The sequence below is a fragment of the Streptomyces sp. NPDC028314 genome, from assembly GCF_055565795.1.
This window is the reverse complement of the sequence record NZ_JBVHTP010000011.1, coordinates 265,955-283,350: the sequence shown is the minus strand read 5'-3', so window position 1 is coordinate 283,350 and position 17,396 is coordinate 265,955. Positions and strand designations below refer to the sequence as shown.

Annotated in this window: 4 protein-coding genes; all 4 read right to left on the bottom strand. The window is 70.8% G+C overall.

The window, feature by feature from the left end; all coding sequences use genetic code 11:
• Positions 1-28: 28 nt before the first annotated feature.
• Positions 29-706, bottom strand: coding sequence for an aspartate/glutamate racemase family protein (locus ACZ4TG_RS25505; RefSeq protein WP_468166665.1), 678 nt, complete (start codon positions 704-706; stop codon positions 29-31).
• Complete coding sequence (locus tag ACZ4TG_RS25500) at positions 703-7,989, bottom strand: amino acid adenylation domain-containing protein (RefSeq protein WP_468166663.1); 7,287 nt, start codon at positions 7,987-7,989, stop codon at positions 703-705. The genes ACZ4TG_RS25505 and ACZ4TG_RS25500 overlap by 4 nt, the downstream gene beginning before the upstream one ends.
• A complete protein-coding gene (locus tag ACZ4TG_RS25495) occupies positions 7,989-16,223 on the bottom strand; it encodes a non-ribosomal peptide synthetase (protein WP_468166661.1) in 8,235 nt (2,744 codons plus the stop codon). The genes ACZ4TG_RS25500 and ACZ4TG_RS25495 overlap by 1 nt, the downstream gene beginning before the upstream one ends.
• A 140-nt stretch (positions 16,224-16,363) precedes the next feature.
• Positions 16,364-17,395, bottom strand: a complete 1,032-nt coding sequence (sbnB, locus tag ACZ4TG_RS25490) for a 2,3-diaminopropionate biosynthesis protein SbnB (RefSeq protein ID WP_468166659.1) — start codon at positions 17,393-17,395, stop codon at positions 16,364-16,366.
• Position 17,396 lies beyond the last annotated feature (1 nt).

The following is a 17,396-nucleotide window of genomic DNA, read 5'->3' as shown; positions in this document are numbered from 1 at the left end:
GAAATGTCCGCTGACCGCAATACGGAAGTCAGTAGGCGAGCACCGCACTCGCCAGCACGTGCGTCACATCGACCACGGGCGTGGCATCGGACGTCATCGGCGCGATCAGCGACAGCTCCGTGCAGGCCAGCACCACGCAGTCCGGGTCGCCGCCGTGCTCGATACCCAGGGCGTCGATCCAGTGCCCGAACTTCTCCCGCTGCTCGGGCAAGGGGTCGCCGCGCTTTACGCGCTCGATGAAGTCACTCACCTCGCTCTGCCGCGCCCGATCCGGATAGCGCGCCACGGTCCCGGCGGCGAGATGCGGTTCGTACAGACCGAGTGCGGCCGTCGCTTCGGTGGCCAGGAACAGCGGCCGCCGGCTCCGGTTCGCGGCGAGTACGAGTCCCGTCTCGGCCAGGAGATCGCACACCGGGATGTCCACTGCCTGCGCGAGCTGCGGCCGGTACGCATGGGTCGTCGCGGAGGGAATCGCGATCACGTCGGCACCCGCGTGCTCCAGTTTCTCCACGGTTCGAAGCAGCGCGGGAAGCGGGCTCTCGCCCCTCCCCAGCAGGTGCGCGATGCGGCTCGGCATCTGCTCGGCCACCAAAATGGTGGCCGGATAGTCTTCGTCCGTGGTGGCGCCGCTGAGCCGGAGCAGCTCCTGACAGAAATACAGCGATGCGTACGGGCCGACGCCGCCCACAATGCCGATGCTCTTCACCGCTCGACGCTCCTCTGCCTCGCATCTGACTGATCAACCGCATGCCGCAGGCGCTCGGCGAACACCTTCACGTGTGGCGGACTCGCAAGGTCGTGGTGGTTTCCCGGCAGTTCGATCACGTGCACCGCACCCTCGGTGCGCGGCTGCCAGCTCTCCGGACGCACCAGCGGATTGGTCAGGGTCGGGTGCCGCTCCGTCGCCTTGAAGACATGCAGCGGGGCTGCCACCACCGTCTGCGGGTGGTAGTTGTCGGCGGCGCGGCCGTTCACGGTGAACACGTCGATCATTCGCCGTACCGCACCCGAATCGGCGTATTCGGTGGTGCGATCGATGTCGTGGAGGTGCCGGGTCAGGACCGCGAGCACCGCCTCGTCGTCCGTCGGCAGATCGCCTTCGCGCATTCCGTGCGCCAGGCCGAACCGGACCAGCTCGGTGTTGCTCACATACCATTCCTCCAGCTCGTCCTGGCCGAAGGCACGTGCGTCGATCAGTGCCAGGAAGGCCACGTCCTCGCCCGCGGCCTCCAGCGCCGCGGCCATCTCCACCACGACACTGCCGCCGAACGACCAGCCGCCCAGCAGATACGGCCCGTGCGGAGCGACGGCCCTGATCTCCTCGACGTACCGGGCGGCGATCGCCTCGATGCTCTCCAGCGGGGGTGCGTCGGTGCTGTAGCCCACGGCCTCGATTCCGTACACGCGACGCCAGTCGCCCAGCTCCCGCACCAGGTCCACGTAGCAGCAGACGTCACCCGACTGCGGATGCACCAGAAAGAGCGGGGGCGCGTCGTCGCTGACGTCGTTCAGCGGCACCACGAGACGGTTCCTCGTCTCCGGGTCGTCGTCGGCCGCCGTGACGGCTGCCGCGAGTCCTTCGACCGTCGGCCGGCGGAAGAAGGTGTGCAACGGCAGGTCCACTCCCAGGACCTTGTTCGTCTCCGCCATCAGCTCGACGGCCTTCAGGGAGTGCCCGCCCGCCTCGAAGAAGTTGTCGCGAATCCCGATGGGCGACTGGCGCAGCACCTTCTCCCAGATGCCCAGCAGCTGGAGCTCCAGCCGGTTCCTGGGCGGCACCACCGCCGGTTCCGATGTGCGTATGGGCACACACCGGGCCAGCGCACCGCGGTCGAGCTTTCCGTGCGGGGTCCTCGGCAGCTCGTCACGCCGCATGTAGTGGGTGGGCCGCATTTGTTCCGGCAGCCTTTCGGCCATCGCGTGCCGCAGGCGGCGGAGGTCGGCGTCCGCGTCCGCGACGATCCACGCGACGAGTTCGCCACCCGGGTCGGCGACGACCACGGCCGCCTCCCGCACTCCGGGCTGAGCCAGCAGCGCTCCCTCCACCTCACCCGGTTCGACGCGGACGCCGCGCACCTTGATCTGGTGGTCGATGCGCCCGTGATAGATCAGCCGCCCGTGGTGGTCCCAGTGGACCAGGTCGCCCGTCCGGTACAGCCTGCTGCCGCTCGGGCCGAACGGGTCGGGGACGTAGGCCTCGGCGGTGAGGGCCGGGGCACCCAGATACCCGTAGGAGACCCCCGGGCCGCCGAGGTACAGCTCTCCTGTCGCACCGGTCGGCAGGGGCTCCCCCGCCGGGTCGAGCACGAGCGCTCTGACGCCGGGCGCGGGCACCCCGATCGGTATCTGCCCCGCGGCGAGGTCCTCCCGCGTCACCTGGTGCGCGGTCGAGGTCATGGTGCACTCGGTGGGGCCGTACAGATTGACCAGGCGGACATCGGGGCCCAGGGAGAGGGTGCGCCGTGCCACCTCTGGCTTCAGCTTCTCCCCACTGACCAGGACGAGCCGTAACGAAGCCCCCGGCAGGCCGGCCGCCGGCCCGGCAGGGGCGGACAGGGCGAGCGCCGTCAGCAGCGAAGGCACCGTGGACAGCAGCGCCGTCACCCGCTGCTCGTGCACCTCCCGCAGGATGGCCCGGGGGTCCCGGGCCGATTCGGTGGGCAGCAGGACCAGTCGCGCGCCAGCCGTGAGCGTCCCCAGGATGTCCCGGCTGGCCGCGTCGAAGGAAATGGCGGCGAGTTGCAGCACGGTGTCGCAGGCGCCCAGGCCCGACTCCTCCACGAGATGGCGGAGATACCCGGTGACGGATGCGTGCGTGGCCGGGACGGCCTTCGGCTTGCCGGTCGACCCGGAGGTGAAGGTCACGTAGGCGATGTCCGCAGGCAGCACACGGACCGGAACCTGCGGCGCCGGCTCCGCTCCAGGGGCGCCGGCAGTCCCGAGCACGCGCACTCCGGGCGGCAGCGGCAGGTCCGTGTGTCCCTCCGGTGTCAGGACGGCGAACACCCCTGCCTGGGCCAGCAGTGCGGCGTTCCTGGCCGTGGGGTGGCCGGGGTCGACGGGCACATAGGCGGCCCCCGACTTCAGGACGGCCAGCAGCGCCACCACGAGATCGAAGGAATGCGGAACGGCGACGCCGACGAACCTGCCGGCGCCGGCACCGCAATTGCGCAGGTGGTCCGCCAGCCGGTCGGCGCGCGCGTTCAGCTCGCGATAGGTCAGCACCTCTCCGGATTGCACGACCGCGACGGCGTCCGGCCGCTCCGCGGCACGCGCCTCGACCAGTTCGTGGATGCAGCCGTGGTCCGGCGCCCGATGCTGCACGGGTGCCAGCCGCTCCGCCGCGGCGTCGTCCAGCAGGGGCAGCCGTGCGAGCGGGGTGTGCGGCCGTGCGGCGGCCTCCGCGAGCAGGCGGACGTAAAGGTCCGTGATGCCACGCGCGGTCTCCGGGTCGTAGAGGGCGGTGGCGAATATCAGCGAACCGGCAAGTCCCTCCTGCCGGTCCCTGAGCACCAGGCTGAGGTCGAACTTGGTGGTCGGGTTCGGCAGCGGGAATTCCTCGACGTCCAAGCCGGGCAGATCGATGGACGCGGCTTCGTCCGCGTCCATCGCGAACGCGATCTGGAAGAGCGGGTGCCTGCCCATGTCACGATGGGGCGCGAGCGCCTGGACCAGCTGCTCGAAGGGCAGATCCTGGTGTGCGGCCGCGCCGACGACGGCTTCCCGCACGGCGGCCACACCGGTGGCGAAGCTGTCGTCCGGGGAGAGGCCGACCCGCAGGGCCACCGTGTTGAGGAACGGACCGATGAGCCGTATGAGTTCCGGGCGCTGCCTCCCGCTGCCGGCGACCGGAGTGCCGACCACGAGGTCCGCACGACCGGTCAGCCGGGCCAGGGCGGCCATGAAGGCGGTGAGATGGACCACGAACCGGGTGGTTCCGAGCTGCTGCGCCACCTCGGCCAGCCGCTGTCGCAGTTCCTCCGGGATCTCGAACGAAACGGCGGCACCCGCCTCGTCGAACTCGGGCGGCCGCACCCGGTCCGGGGAGATCTCGGTGGCGTCCAAACCCTCCAGCCGGCCGCGCCAGTAGTCCAGATCCGCATGGGTGTCCGTCTGCCTCTCCCAGCGGGCGAAGTCGGCGAACTGCACGGTCAGTTCGGGCAGCTCCGGCGTGGCCCCCGCGGCGAACGCCCGGTAGGCCTGCGAGACCTCGCCCCAGAAGAGCTCCAGTGACCACCCGTCGACGACGGCGTGATGCATCACGACGACGAGCAGATGCTCGCGCGCGGAGATCCGGACGAGCCGGCCGCGCAGCAGCGGCCCGCGTTCGAGGTCGAAGGGCAGGCCGAGTTCCTCCTGCGCCTGGCGCGCGGCTGCACTCTCCGCGGCCGATGGACCGAGCGCACTCACGTCCGCGAAGGCCAGCCAGTCGGCCGACACGTGATCGATCGCCACCACCGGCCCGTCCGCCGTGCTCTCGAAGCGGCTGCGCAGCACCTCATGCCTCGTCAGCACCTCGGCACCGGCCCGCTCCAGCGCGCCGCGGTCGAGCGCGCCGGTGAGGCGCAGGGCGCTCGCCACGTTGTAGTCGGTCCGTCCCGGCCGGAGCCGATCCAGGAACCAGAGCCGCTGCTGGGTGTACGACAGCGGGGCCCGGCCGGCTCCGGTGCCCGCGGCGAGCGGTTCCGCCTCGCGCTCGATGTCGAGTGCGGACGCGAACTCCCGGACCGTGGGTGCCTCGAAGACCAGGCGCACCTCCGCCACCACGGAGAGCCGCTCCTGAAGGAGCGCGACGAGCTGGGCCGCTCGCAGCGAATGCCCGCCGAGCGCGAAGAAGTCATCGTGCACGCCGACACGTTCGACGCCGAGCACGTCTGCCCACACCTGGGCGACACCGTGTTCCAGGTCCGTCGCCGGCCCGGCGTACGCGTCGTCGGAGGAGAGCGGGGCGGGGCTCGGCAGGGCCTTCCGGTCGACCTTGCCGTTGGCCGTGAGGGGTAGCCTGTCGAGTGTGATGATCCGCTGCGGAATCATGTACGCGGGGAGGGTCCCCCGCAGCTGTCGGAGGATGTCGTCGGCAGGGCACTCGTGCTGGTCCCCGGTGACCACGTAGGCGACCAGGTACTGGTCCGTGCCCTCGCCCAGAGCCGAGACCGCGGCATGCGCCACGCTCGGGTGCTCGGCCAGGCGTGCCTCGATCTCGCCCAGCTCGATGCGGTGCCCCCGGATCTTCACCTGGTGGTCGCGTCGGCCCAGGAACTCCAGGTGACCGTTCCGCGAGTACCGCACCAGATCGCCGGTCGCGTACATCCGGGCTCCGGGCGCGCCCTCTCCCGCGGCGAAGGGGTCGGGCAGAAAGCGTTCGGCGGTCAGGCCGGGTCGACCCGCGTAGCCGCGCGCCACACCCGCGCCGCCGATGTACAGCTCACCGACAGCGCCGATCGGGACCGGCGACAGCTGTGGGTCGAGCACGTACACCGAGGTGTTCAGCAGCGGCCGGCCGAGCGAGGGCCCGGTTCCGGCCGGTGGTCCGGCGTCGACCTGGTGTGCGGTGGACCAGACGGTCGTCTCGGTCGGGCCGTAGACGTGCCACAGCTCCAAGGTGCGGGCCCGGATCTCGGCAGCCAGCTGATGCGGCAGCGCCTCACCCCCGCACACCGCGCGCAGGCTTCCGCCCGGCCATCCGGCGGCGACCAGCAGCGCCCATCCGGCGGGGGTCGCCTGCACCACGGTGACCCCGCGGCTACCGAGCAACGCGCCCAGGCGCGTGCCGTCCGCTGCCTCGTCGCGGGAGAAGATCTCCACCCGAGCGCCGACGGTCAGGGGAACGAGCAACTCGAGCGCGGCGATGTCGAACGACATGGTGGTCAGGGCGGCCACGACGTCCGATCCCCGCAGGGTGAGACGTTCCACCATGTCCGCGGCGAAGTTCGCCAGAGCCCGGTGGCTGACCATCACGCCCTTGGGGCGGCCGGTGGAGCCCGAGGTGTAGATCGTGTAGGCCAGTCGGCCCGGATCCAGGTCGGGCTCAGGCCGCAGCGGGTCGCTTCCGCCGACCGCGGTGACCGGGACGTCCGCGTCCAGATCGTGGAGCTCGACGCCGAGGCGGTCCCACGGTGCGGCGTCGAGGGTTGCCCGGTGCACCAGGACATGCCGGACGCCGCAGTCCTGGAGCATGTACCCGATGCGATCGGCGGGGAGCTCCGGATCGATCGGCACGTAGCTGCCGCCCGCGCGGAGCACGGCGAGCATCGCGACCACGAGATCGGTGGACCTCCGCAGGCAGATGCCGACGGGCCGCTCCTGCGAGAGCGGCGCACGGCGCCTCAGTTCCCGGGCCAGTCGGGCGCTGCCCTGATCCAGCTCGGCGTACGTCAGCACGACGTCCGCGCAGGACACGGCGACGGCGTCCGGGGTGCGGGCGGCCTGCGCGACGATGCTGCCGGGCAGCATCGGGTGACTCCGCATGTCACGCCTCTCGCCCCGCCCCCACCGGTGGATCAGGGTGTGGAGTTCGTGGGGGTTGTGCAGCGGAAGCCGGTCCAGTGCCGTCCGGGGCTGCTCGGTGGCCACCCGCAGCAGGAGTACGAAACGCTCGGCCAGTGCCCGTACCGTGTCGGTTTCGAAGAGGTCGGTGGCGTACACCAGGGACCCGGAGACGTCTCGGGTCCCCTCCTCCTCGGTCAGCGTGATGCTGAGGTCGAACTTGGAACGGGCAACCGGGATCTCCACCGGCCGGACCGACGCGCCGGCGATGTCCAGCGGCATCCGCTCTCGAGGCCCGTGCGTGAACAGGACCTGGAACAGCGGATTCTTTCCCAGGACACGTTCCGGTCGCAGCTGTTGCACCATCCGCGCGAACGGCAGGTCCTGGTGCGAGAAGGCGCCGAGGGTGGTCTCCCGCACGCGCCGGATCAGTTCGAGGAAGGAAGGACTGCCGCTCAGATCGGTCCGCAGCGGCAGGACGTTCATACACGGCCCGAGCAGCTCTTCGAGCTCCTCGCGATTGCGTCCGCTGATCGGTGAGCCGACCACGATGTCGGTGATCCCACCAGCGGTGGCCAGCAGCGCCTTGACGCCGGCCAGCATGGCCATGAACGGCGTGGCCCCGCATTCCACGGCAAGCCGGCCCAAGCGGTCGGACACGTCGGCCGGAACGGTGAAGGTGACCTCCGCTCCCCTCCTGCCCGCCTCGTGTGTGCGAGGCAGGTCGAGTGGCAGCGGATCCTCGTGGAGGCCCGCCAGTGCGCCGGTCCAGTACGCGACGTCGGCAGCGTCCGCGGCCCCTCCCGGCCGGCGCCGGTCGCGCTCCCACGCCGCGAAGTCGGCGTACTGCAAGCGGGGCGGCTCCCCATCAGCCTCCCGCCCGCTCGCAGCGACGGCATAGCGGTCCGACAGCTCACGCCACATCAGCTCCATGGAGGGCCCGTCCGTGGCGATGTGATGAGCCGTCAGTACGATCAGACGCAGCCGCTCACCGCATCGGAGCACGCGCGCCCGGACCGGCGGCTCCACGGCCAGCCGGAAGGGGCGGTCCGCCTCTGCCGCGGCCGCTTCCAGGACGCGAGCCATCACCGCTGGGGTCGTCGCCGCGCCGAGGTGGCGCAGGTCGGTGACCGCGACGGTCGCCGAGCCGGGGGGCCGCACGACCGGCTGCGGCTCTCCGCCGACCTCGCGGAAGACGGTGCGCAGTATCTCGTGGCGCGCCGTGAGCGCCGCGAAGGCCGCCTCGAAGCACTGCTCGTCGAAATCTCCGTCGACCAGGACGCATTGGGGGACGTTGTAGTCGCGGGACTCCCCGAAGATGTGGTGCACCAGCCAGATGCGTCGCTGTTCGTACGACAGGACGGCGGGGGCGTCGGCGGCCCGCGGCGCAATGCCGTCCGCCGGTGCGCCGTCGTGAGCCTGCCCTTCGGCGGCCAGCCTGGCCCGCGCGGCGCGCAGACGTTCCGCCACCGACTGCTGCCGATCCGCGGTGTGATCACGCATCAGTTCTCCCCGTCGGTCGTGAGGACGTGCTGCGTCGCGCCCAGCAGCTCCCGCTCGATGGCCGCGGCGAGCTCCTCGATGGTCGGGTGCTCGAAGATCATGACCAGGGGGAGGTCCGCGTCCAGCAGCCGTCGCAGCCGGGAGATGATCCGCGAGGCCAGCAGCGAGTGCCCGCCCAGGTGGAAGAAGTTGGCCTCGGCATCGCCCGCCTCAAGGAAGTCCGACCACACGCCCGCGACGAGGAGTTCGCTGTCCGTGCGCGGTGGCCGTCGCGTCGCCTCCCCCGCCACGGGGAGCGCCTCGGCCCGGGGCGGCGGCAACTGCTTGCGGTCGACCTTACCGCTCGCCAGCAGCGGGAGCCCCGGGAGTACCGTCACATGGCTCGGCACCATGTAGGGCGGCAGCCTCTTCGCGAGATACCCGCGCAGTTCCTCGGTGTCCAGCGTCTCGTCGCCCGCCGGAACGACGTAGCCCGCGAGCCGTTGGTCACCGGGGGTGAGCTCCCATTTGTGCATCACGGCTTCGGCGATGTCCTCGCGCCCCAGCAGCACTGCCTCGATCTCCGCCGGCTCCACCCGGACGCCGCGGATCTTGATCTGGTGATCGACGCGGCCGTGGAACAGCACCGTCCCGTCGGCCAGGCGGGTCCCGCGGTCCCCCGTGCGGTAGAGGCGCTCGCCCGGCCGGAACACGTCCGGGACGAATGCCTCGGCGGTCTTGCGCGGGTCGTTCCAGTACCCGCGGGCCAGACCGACGCCGCCGACGTACAGCTCTCCTTCGATGCCCGGCAAGACCGGCCGCATCGAACCGTCCAACACGTGGACCTGGTAGTTGGCCAGCGGCCGCCCGATGGGGACGCCCGTGCGCCCGGCGTCTTCCGGAACGCACCGATGCCAGGTCGCGTCGATCGAAGCCTCGGTCGGCCCCCATTGGTTGTGCAGGGCGCATCCGACCGCGCCCAGGCGCTCGTGGAACCTCGCCACCAGGTCGGGCCGCAGCACCTCGCCGCTGGAGATCACATGGCGCAGGCCGCCGAGTCGCGCCACCGATTCATCGGTGAGCTCGTCGAGGAAGAGGGCGAGCATGCTCGGCACGAACTGCAGCACCGCCACGTCGTGCGCCGTCGCCGCGCGCAGCACGGCTCGCGGGTCACGGTGCATGCCCGGATCCAGCATGACCACCCGGCCGCCCACCATCAGCGGCCAGAACAGCTCCACGGCGGAGTCGTCGAAGCTGAGGACGGTCTTGTGCAGCACGCCTTCACCGGGAGCGAGACCGTGCTGCTGATGCATCCACCACATCCGGTTGACCCAGCCCCGGTGGGTGTTCGCGACGCCCTTCGGGGTCCCCGTGGAACCGGAGGTGAAGAAGACCGAGGCGAGGTCGTCCGGTCGCACGCGCCGGCCAGGAGACGAGGCGGCCGGCTCCCTCCCCGCTTCCTCTCCGGCGGTGACCACCCGCACACCGCACTCCGCCGGCAGCACACCGCACGGCGGATCCTGTACCAGGCAGAGCTGGGCCTGGGCCTCGTCGAGCAGCTGCGCCGCCCTGGCCGGAGGCAGATCGGGGTCGAGCGGCACGTAGGCGCCCCCCGCCTTCAGCACGCCGAGCAGCGCAGCCGGCAGCTCGACGCACCGGTCCATCCACACGCCCACCGGGCTGCCCGGCTCCAGGCCTTCCCTGATGAGCGACCGGGCGAGCCGGTCGGACCGTTCATCCAGTTCCGCGTAGGTCATGACCTGCTCACCGTGCTCGACGGCCGTCGCCGCCGGGGTCCGCTCGGACTGCGCCGTGACGATCTCGTGCAGGCAGCGGTCGAGATCGAACTCGGTCGCGGTGCGGTTCCATTCCTGCCGCGTCAGGCGCTCGGCTTCCACGGTCACCACGTCGAGATCCGCGACCGGTACCCCGGGACGGTCCGCGACCGCCGTCAGCAGCTCGAGGTACAGCCGCAGCAGCCGGTCGACCGTCGGTTCGGCGAACAGGTCGGTGGCGTAGAAGGCATTTCCCACGAATCGGTCGCCGCAGTCGGTGACCGCGATCTCGAAGTCGAACTTCGCCGCCATGAACATGACCGGGAACGCCTCCGCGGCCAGGCCCTCCCACCTCTCGGACCCGCCACCGGCGACGGTGTCGGACATCGAGAACATGAGCTGGAACAGCGGGTTTCGGCTGAGATCGCGCTCGGGGCTGATCTCTCCGACCAGCCGCTCGAAGGGAACGCCGTCATGCGAGTAGGCCTCGGCGGCGTGCTGCTGACCGCTGCGCAGCAGCTCGGCGAAGGTGCACGCCGAGTTGATCTCGCCGCGGAGCACCAGGGTGTTGGCGAAGAGACCGACGAGGGTGTCGAGCTCCGGCCGCGCGCGTCCGGCCACGGGCACGCCGACCTCTACGTGCCGTCGGTTCGTCAGTTTGCCGACCAGCAGCTGGAACGCGGTCAGCAGCACCACGAACGGGGTGGCCCCGCACTGCTTGCCGAGCTCGAGCAGCCTGCCGCGCAGTTCCCGCGGGATCTCGAAGTCCAGCTGTGCTCCCCGGCCGCTCTGCGTCGCGGGGCGCTCCCGGTCGGCCGGCAGCTCCACCGGATCGACGTTCTTCAGCCGCTCCCGCCAGTAGTCCAGATCCGCTTCGCTCCTCGACGTGAGCTGCTGCGTGCGCTCCCAGTGCGCGTAGTCCGCGTACCGCAGACCGCCCGCGGGCCGCGCCGACAGGGTGCCCGCGCCGTACAGCTCGGCCAGGTCCCGCCACAGCAACTCGGTGGACCAGCCGTCCGCGGCGATGTGATGAACGGTCATCAGGAGGATGTGGTCGTCGTCCGCCTGCCTGAACAGGCAGAACCGCACCGGCGGCCCGACGCCGAGGTCGAAGGGCTTGGCGGCCTCCGCCGCGATCTCGCGGCGGGCCCGGCTGCTCCCGGCCTCGTCGCCCGTCGCCGCGTCGAGGTCGACCACGTGGAACTCCGGCTCGGCCACCGGCTCGACGAGCTGTACCGGCTGGTCGTCACGCACCTCGTACCGTGTGCGCAGGATGTCGTGGCGGCTCAGGAGCGCGGTCAGCGCCGAACGCAGCCGGCCGGCGTCGAGCGGGCCCTTCAGCCGGCGCGCGACCGGCAGGTTGTAGTCAGGCCTGCCCGGCCAGAGCTGGGAGAGGAACCACAGCCGCTGCTGAGCGAAGGACAGCGGCACCGGCGCGTCGGGTGAGGTGGAGCCGGCCACCAGGGCCTGCTCCGGGGCGGACGTCTGCCCTTCCAGCAGCCGTCGGCCCTCGTCGCCCAGGGCCACGGCAAGCTCCGCCGGGGTCGGCGAGGCGAACAGCGTGCCGACGGACATGTCGATGCCGTGGTTGTCGCGCAGGCTGCCGGCAAGCCGGACCGCCAGCAGGGAGTGGCCGCCCAGCTGGAAGAACCCGTCGTCGGCACCGACCTCGTCACGCCCCAGGACGTCGGCGAAGAGCCCGCACAGCACGCGTTCCTCGTCGGTCCGCGGCTTCCGGCCTCCGGTCCGCACGACGGGGGCCGGCAGCGCCCGTCGGTCGATCTTGCCGTTGGTCGTCATGGGCAGCGCGTCCAGGACCACTACGGCGGAGGGCACCATGTACGCCGGTACCCGATCTCCCAGTGAGTCCCGCAGCCGTTCGGGGAGCGTGTCCCGGTCGCCGCCGTGTCCGGCGGCCGGCACCACGTACGCGACCAGGATCTTGCCGGCGGCCGCGTCGTCGCGTACCTCCACGACGGCCTGGCCGACCTCTGGGAGCCCGGTGAGCCTCGTCTCGATCTCGTCCGGCTCGATGCGGAACCCACGGATCTTCACCTGCCGGTCGAGCCGCCCGACGAAATCCAGCTCTCCGTCGGCACGCCGCCGCACGAGGTCACCGGTGCGGTACATGCGGGAGCCGGGCGGGCCGAAGGGGTCGGGCACGAAGCGCTCCGCGGTGAGTCCCGGCTGCCCGACGTAGCCGCGGGCCACGCCGGTGCCGCCGAGGCACAGCTCGCCGGACATTCCGATTCCGGCCAGATTCCCGAACTCGTCCACCAGATAGGCGCGCACGCCGTTCAGCGGGACGCCCAGCGGAACGCCGGCGGCGTCCACCTCGTGCACGGGGTGACAGATCGCGACGGTGGTCGCCTCGGTCGGCCCGTACGCGTTCACGATCACGCCGGGGCCGGCGAGTTCCCGGGCCCGGGCGATCGCGGCTGGTGAAGCCGCCTCACCGCCGGTCCAGACGCGTGCCAGCCGGGCGAACACCTCCGGATGTTCCTCGACCGTGAGGTTGAACAGCGCCGTCGTCATGGCCACCGCGGTGATGTCCTCGTCCACCAGGACCCGGTGCAGCCCTGCCACTCCGTCCGCGCCCACCGGTGCCACGACCACGCAGCCACCGCGCAGCAGCGGAACCCAGACGTCGAAGTTCGAGGCGTCGAAGGCAAGGGACGAGTGCATCAGCACCCGCTCGACGTCGGCGTCGGTCAGCTGCGAGGTGGTGGCGAAGCCGACGACGTTCCCGTGGCTCACCCCGACGCCCTTGGGTGTGCCGGTCGATCCGGAGGTGTACATGACGTAGGCCAGCTGGTCGGGACCGGCCGCACCGGCGACCACCCGCTCCGGCCCGGCCGCGAGCCCTTGCCGCACCGCCGCGTCGACCAGCACCACGTCGGTGCCCTCGGGAGCACACCCCCGCATGAGGTCGAGCCGCTCGGCCGAGTCCACGAGCACCGTCCGCACCTCGCAGGCCGCGAGCATCCAGGCCATCCGTGCGGCCGGGAGCTGCGGGTCGATCGGGACGTAGGCCGCACCGGCCTTGAGGATTCCCACGAGAGAGGTGACGGCCGCCTCGCCGCGGTCGAGGAGCAGGGCCACGCACGCCTCGGGGGCGGCCTGCCGTAGGGAGAGGCGTCGGGCGAGGGCCTCGGAGCGCGCGTCCAGTTCGCGGTAGGTGAGGAGGCGGTCCCCGTCCTTCACCGCGATCTTCTCCGGATGCCGTTCCACCTGCGTACGGAACAGCTGGACGACGGTGTCGCCGTCCGCCTGCTCCTCCGGGCCGGCGAGCAGGCCACGCCGTTCGCCCTCGTCCATGATCCGGAGTGATCCGAGCGGGAGATCCGGATGCGCCACGGCATCGCGCAGCAGCAGGAGCATCCGGTCGACCATGCGGCGCACGGTGCCGGCGTCGAAGAGGTCCGTGGAGTACTCCACGGTCCCGTCCAGGCCGCCGTTCCCGGCGAGCTGGGGCATCAGGGTGAAGTAGAGATCGACTTTGGCGGCCCGGGTGTTGCCCAGGTTCCAGGACGCCGACAGGCCCTCGACGCTCCGGTCCATTCCGGGCGTGTTCAGGAGGCCCAGTCCCACCTGCAGAACCGGGTGCCGGGCCAGGCTGCGGGGCGGGTTGAGCCGCTCCACCAGCAGGTCGAAGGGCACGTCCTGGTGGGCGTACGCCGACAGCCAGCCCTCGCGGACCCGGTCGAGCAGTTCGCGGAAGCTCGGGTTGCCCGAGGTGTCCGTACGCAGCACCACGGTGTTGACGAAGAAGCCCACGACCTCGTCCAGCGCGCTGTCCTGGCGGCCGGCGATCGGGCTCCCGACGACGATGTCCTCCCCGGCGCGCAGCCTGGTCAGCAGGGCGGCGAGCCCCGCGTGGAGCGCCGCGAAGAGGCTGGCGCCGCTCCGGCGGGCCAGTCCCTCCAGTTCCCGGCAGAGTTCGGCGGGCAGCTCGAAGTCGAGGAGATCACCGCGGTGGCTTGCGACGGCAGGACGAGGACGGTCGAACGGCAGGGACAGCTCCTCGGGGATCCCCTTCAGCCGAGTGGTCCAGTAGGACAGCTGGTCTTCCCATGTGGTGTCCTCGTCCCGGTCCAGCAACTCCTGCTGCCAGAGCGCGTAGTCGCCGTACTGGACGGGAAGGGCATCGAGCTCCGGGTCCCGGCCGATCGCCCGCGCCGCGTAGGCCGCACCGAGGTCCCTGGACAACGGGGTGATCGACCAGCCGTCGGCGGCGATGTGGTGGAGTACGAGTTGCAGCACGGTCTCTTCGCCGGTCCTGAAGATCTCCGCCCGGACGGGCAGGTCCCGGCCGAGGTCGAAGGGAGCGCGTGCCGAGGCGACGAGCCGGTCCTCCAGCTCTTCGGGCGCGCACACGGTGACCTTGACGTCCGGACTCCACTCCCCGGCGCCCAGCACTCGCTGCCCCGGGACCTCCGGATCGGGGACGACGATGGTGCGCAGGTTCTCCTGCCGGCCGATCACGTCCCCCAGCGCGTCCCTCAGGATCTCCGCGTCCACGTCCTGCCGCGTCCGGTAGACGACGGGGATGTGATACGCCGGGCCGCTGGCGGGGTCCACCTGGTTGAGCAGCCACAGGCGGCGCTGGGCGTACGACAGCGGCACGTGAGCGGTCCGAGCGCGCGGCGTGAGCCGGGCGGGAGCACCGGGCTCGGTGTCTGACGCTGCGCCCAGGCGCGCGGCCAGCCGGGTGACCGTCGGGGCGTCGTAGAGGTCCCGGACCCCGAGGCGCACGCCCCACAACGGCTCGATGCGGGCCGCCACGCGTACCGCGAGCAGCGAATGCCCTCCGAGCTGAAAGAAGTCGTCCTCGATGCCGATGTCCTCCAGGCCGAGGACCTCCGCGAAGATGTGGCGGAGCCGTTCCTCGTGCGGGGTGCCGGCCGCGCCGTCCGCCACGGTCCTGGCGGGCGCGGGGAGCGCGCGCAGGTCCAGCTTGCCGTTCGCGTTCAGCGGCATGCGGTCCAGCACCGTGAAGGTCAGGGGGACCATGTAGGCGGGCACGCTCTCGGGCAGCTCCGCCAGCACCCGGCGCCCCCACTCCTGGTCCGGGAGCTCCGGCGCTTCCTTCGCGGGAACGCCGTCGGCGTCTCGAGGTCGTGCCCGCCGTACGAGATACGCGTGCAGGGCGTTGTCCCCGTGCGCGTCCCGGTGTGACACGACCGCCGCGGCAGCCGTGTCGTCCCGTCGGACGAGCTTGTTCTCGATCTCGCCCAGCTCGATCCGGAAGCCCCTGACCTTCACCTGCCTGTCACGCCGGCCGACGAACTCCAGCTGACCGTCTTCCGTGGGCCTGACCAGGTCCCCGGTGCGGTACATGCGGCTGCCGTCGCCGGCGAAGGGATCGGGTACGAAGTGCTCCGCGGTCAGGGCAGGGCGTTGGTGATATCCCCGTGCGACCCCGGCGCCGGCCAGGCAGAGTTCGCCGGGTCGACCGTTCTCCACCGGCCGCAGGTCCTCGTCGAGTACGTACGCGCGCACGCCGGACAGCGGCCGACCCAGCGGAACGACGGCGTCCCGCTCATCGGGCACCACGTGGAAGGTGGAGAAGACCGTCGCCTCGGTGGGCCCGTAGACGTTCACCACCGAACCCGAGCCGCAGGCCCGGATGGCGCGCTGCATCGCGGAGGGGTTGGCGGCTTCACCGCCCGTCCAGACCTGACGCATTCCGGCGAAGATGCCGGGGTACTCCTCGACCAGAACATTGAAGTACGAGGTCGTCACGAAGGCGCAGGCGACCTGCTGATCGACGATGAGCCGGCGCAGGGCGTGGGCGTCCGCCTCACCATTGGGCGCGACGACCACCCGCCCGCCGCGCAGCAGCGGCATCCATATTTCGAACACGGAGGCGTCGAAGTTCAGCGGGGAATGATGCAACACGCTCTCGTCGAGGCCGTTCGACCAGCAGGCATCCAGCGCGAAGCCGACAAGGCTGCCGTGCGAGACGCCTACCCCCTTGGGCGTTCCGGTCGATCCGGACGTATAGACGATATAGGCGAGCCTCATCAGCGAAACATGAGAATCCTCCGGCATTTCGCCGAGGGAGGGTTCGGAACGCTCTGCAGCAAGGTCGCCGAATACCACGACGTCGACATCGGGACCGCAGAATTGCCTGACCGCATCCGCACGGTCGGGGGTGTCGACCAGAACGCGGCCGAGGGCACATTCCGCGACAATGAGGCGCAGGCGCGCGGCGGGTGAGCTGGTGTCCAGCGGCACGTACGCACAACCGGCCTTGACGATGCCCACGATTGCCGAGACGGCTTCCACCCCGCGGTCCATGAAAATCCCGATGGGCTCTTCCGCGTCTGCCTGGCGTGCGCGCAGAAAATCCGCGACACGTCCCGAGAGGGCGTCCAGCTGCCCGTACGAGGTGTTCTCGCCTCGGAAAGTCACCGCGGTGGCGTTCCTGTCGGCTGCCACTCGAGAGGCGAAGACGTCAATGAGGTTGTCCCGCATCTCCGGCTCGTACGACAACGTAGGTCCCCATTCGGCCTCAGGTGATGGTAAGCGTCGCTATGGGTGCGTCATCAATGGTCGATCAGAAAGATGTCGGCGCACCAGTGTTGAAGTGTTGCCAATCCGAGGAAACGGTCTGTCTAGCCGTGCCGCCGCAGCTCGTGGAAGAACCCCGGGATCTGCACCAGCGCGTCCTGCGCGGCCAGTCGGTCGTAGATGTGACGTCCGACGGCCAGGTCGAGCAGGCCCAGACCGAACGGCGAGAAGATGACGGCACGATCCGACGGAGGCCTGAGGCCGCCAGTCAGGAGGTCGTGCATCGAGCCGGCCACGAAGTCGCGGTTCCCGACGGCCAGCTCCGCCAGGTGCGGCGAGGTCTCGGCCGTGAGGCAGTGATCGACGTCATCGACCACGTTGTACGAGGCCAGGATGACCTCGGGGGAGAGATCACGCAGGGACACGTGCAGCACCAGGGGGTGGTGATCGAACCATGCCGGGTCCATCACGTGGGGCCGGCCGGCCACCGTCGCGAACACGATCAGGTCGCAGGAGCGGATCAGGTCTTCCGCCTTCCCGTGGACGGTGACCTGCCCGTCATAGGTGCGCCGGACATGGTCGGCTAGTCCCTCCGCGTGCGTGTCGGCGAGGTCGTGGATCCCGACCTCCGCGAAGTCGAACCCGGCCGCGTCCAGGTAGGTCATGATGTATCGGGCGATCAGTCCCGCACCGATGAAACCGACCCTCCGCGGTGCCGGGGTGCCCGAACGGGCCTCGGCGAGTCGGGATGCCGCCAGCGCCGCCGAGGCCGCGGTGCGCACGGCGCTGATGATCGAGGCTTCCAGGCAGGCGAAGGGGTAGCCGTTCGCGGCGTCGTTGAGGATCAGCACGGCGGACGCGCGCGGGAGACCCGCACCGATGTTCTCCGGAAAGCTGGCGATCCACTTGATTCCGAAGGTGTCCACCTCGCCCCCGGCTGCGGCCGGCAGAGCGATGCTCCGTGACGACGGCCGGTCCGGAAAGCGCAGGAAGTGGGAGCCGGGATTGACGGCGCCGCCTTCGCCGTGGAGTCGGTAGGCCGACTCCACGACCCGGAGGATGTCCTTCTCACGTCCGGCGACGGTGTCCTGCACCTGATCACCCGATATGACGCAGAACTGCGGAACACCTGCCATG

What these genes read in the sequence shown, in the direction of transcription:
- ACZ4TG_RS25500 (WP_468166663.1), bottom strand. Translation starts at nt 7,989, where the DNA reads ATGCGTGATCACACCGCGGATCGGCAGCAGTCGGTGGCGGAACGTCTG.
- ACZ4TG_RS25495 (WP_468166661.1), bottom strand. Translation starts at nt 16,223, where the DNA reads ATGCGGGACAACCTCATTGACGTCTTCGCCTCTCGAGTGGCAGCCGAC.
- sbnB (WP_468166659.1), bottom strand. Translation starts at nt 17,395, where the DNA reads ATGGCAGGTGTTCCGCAGTTCTGCGTCATATCGGGTGATCAGGTGCAG.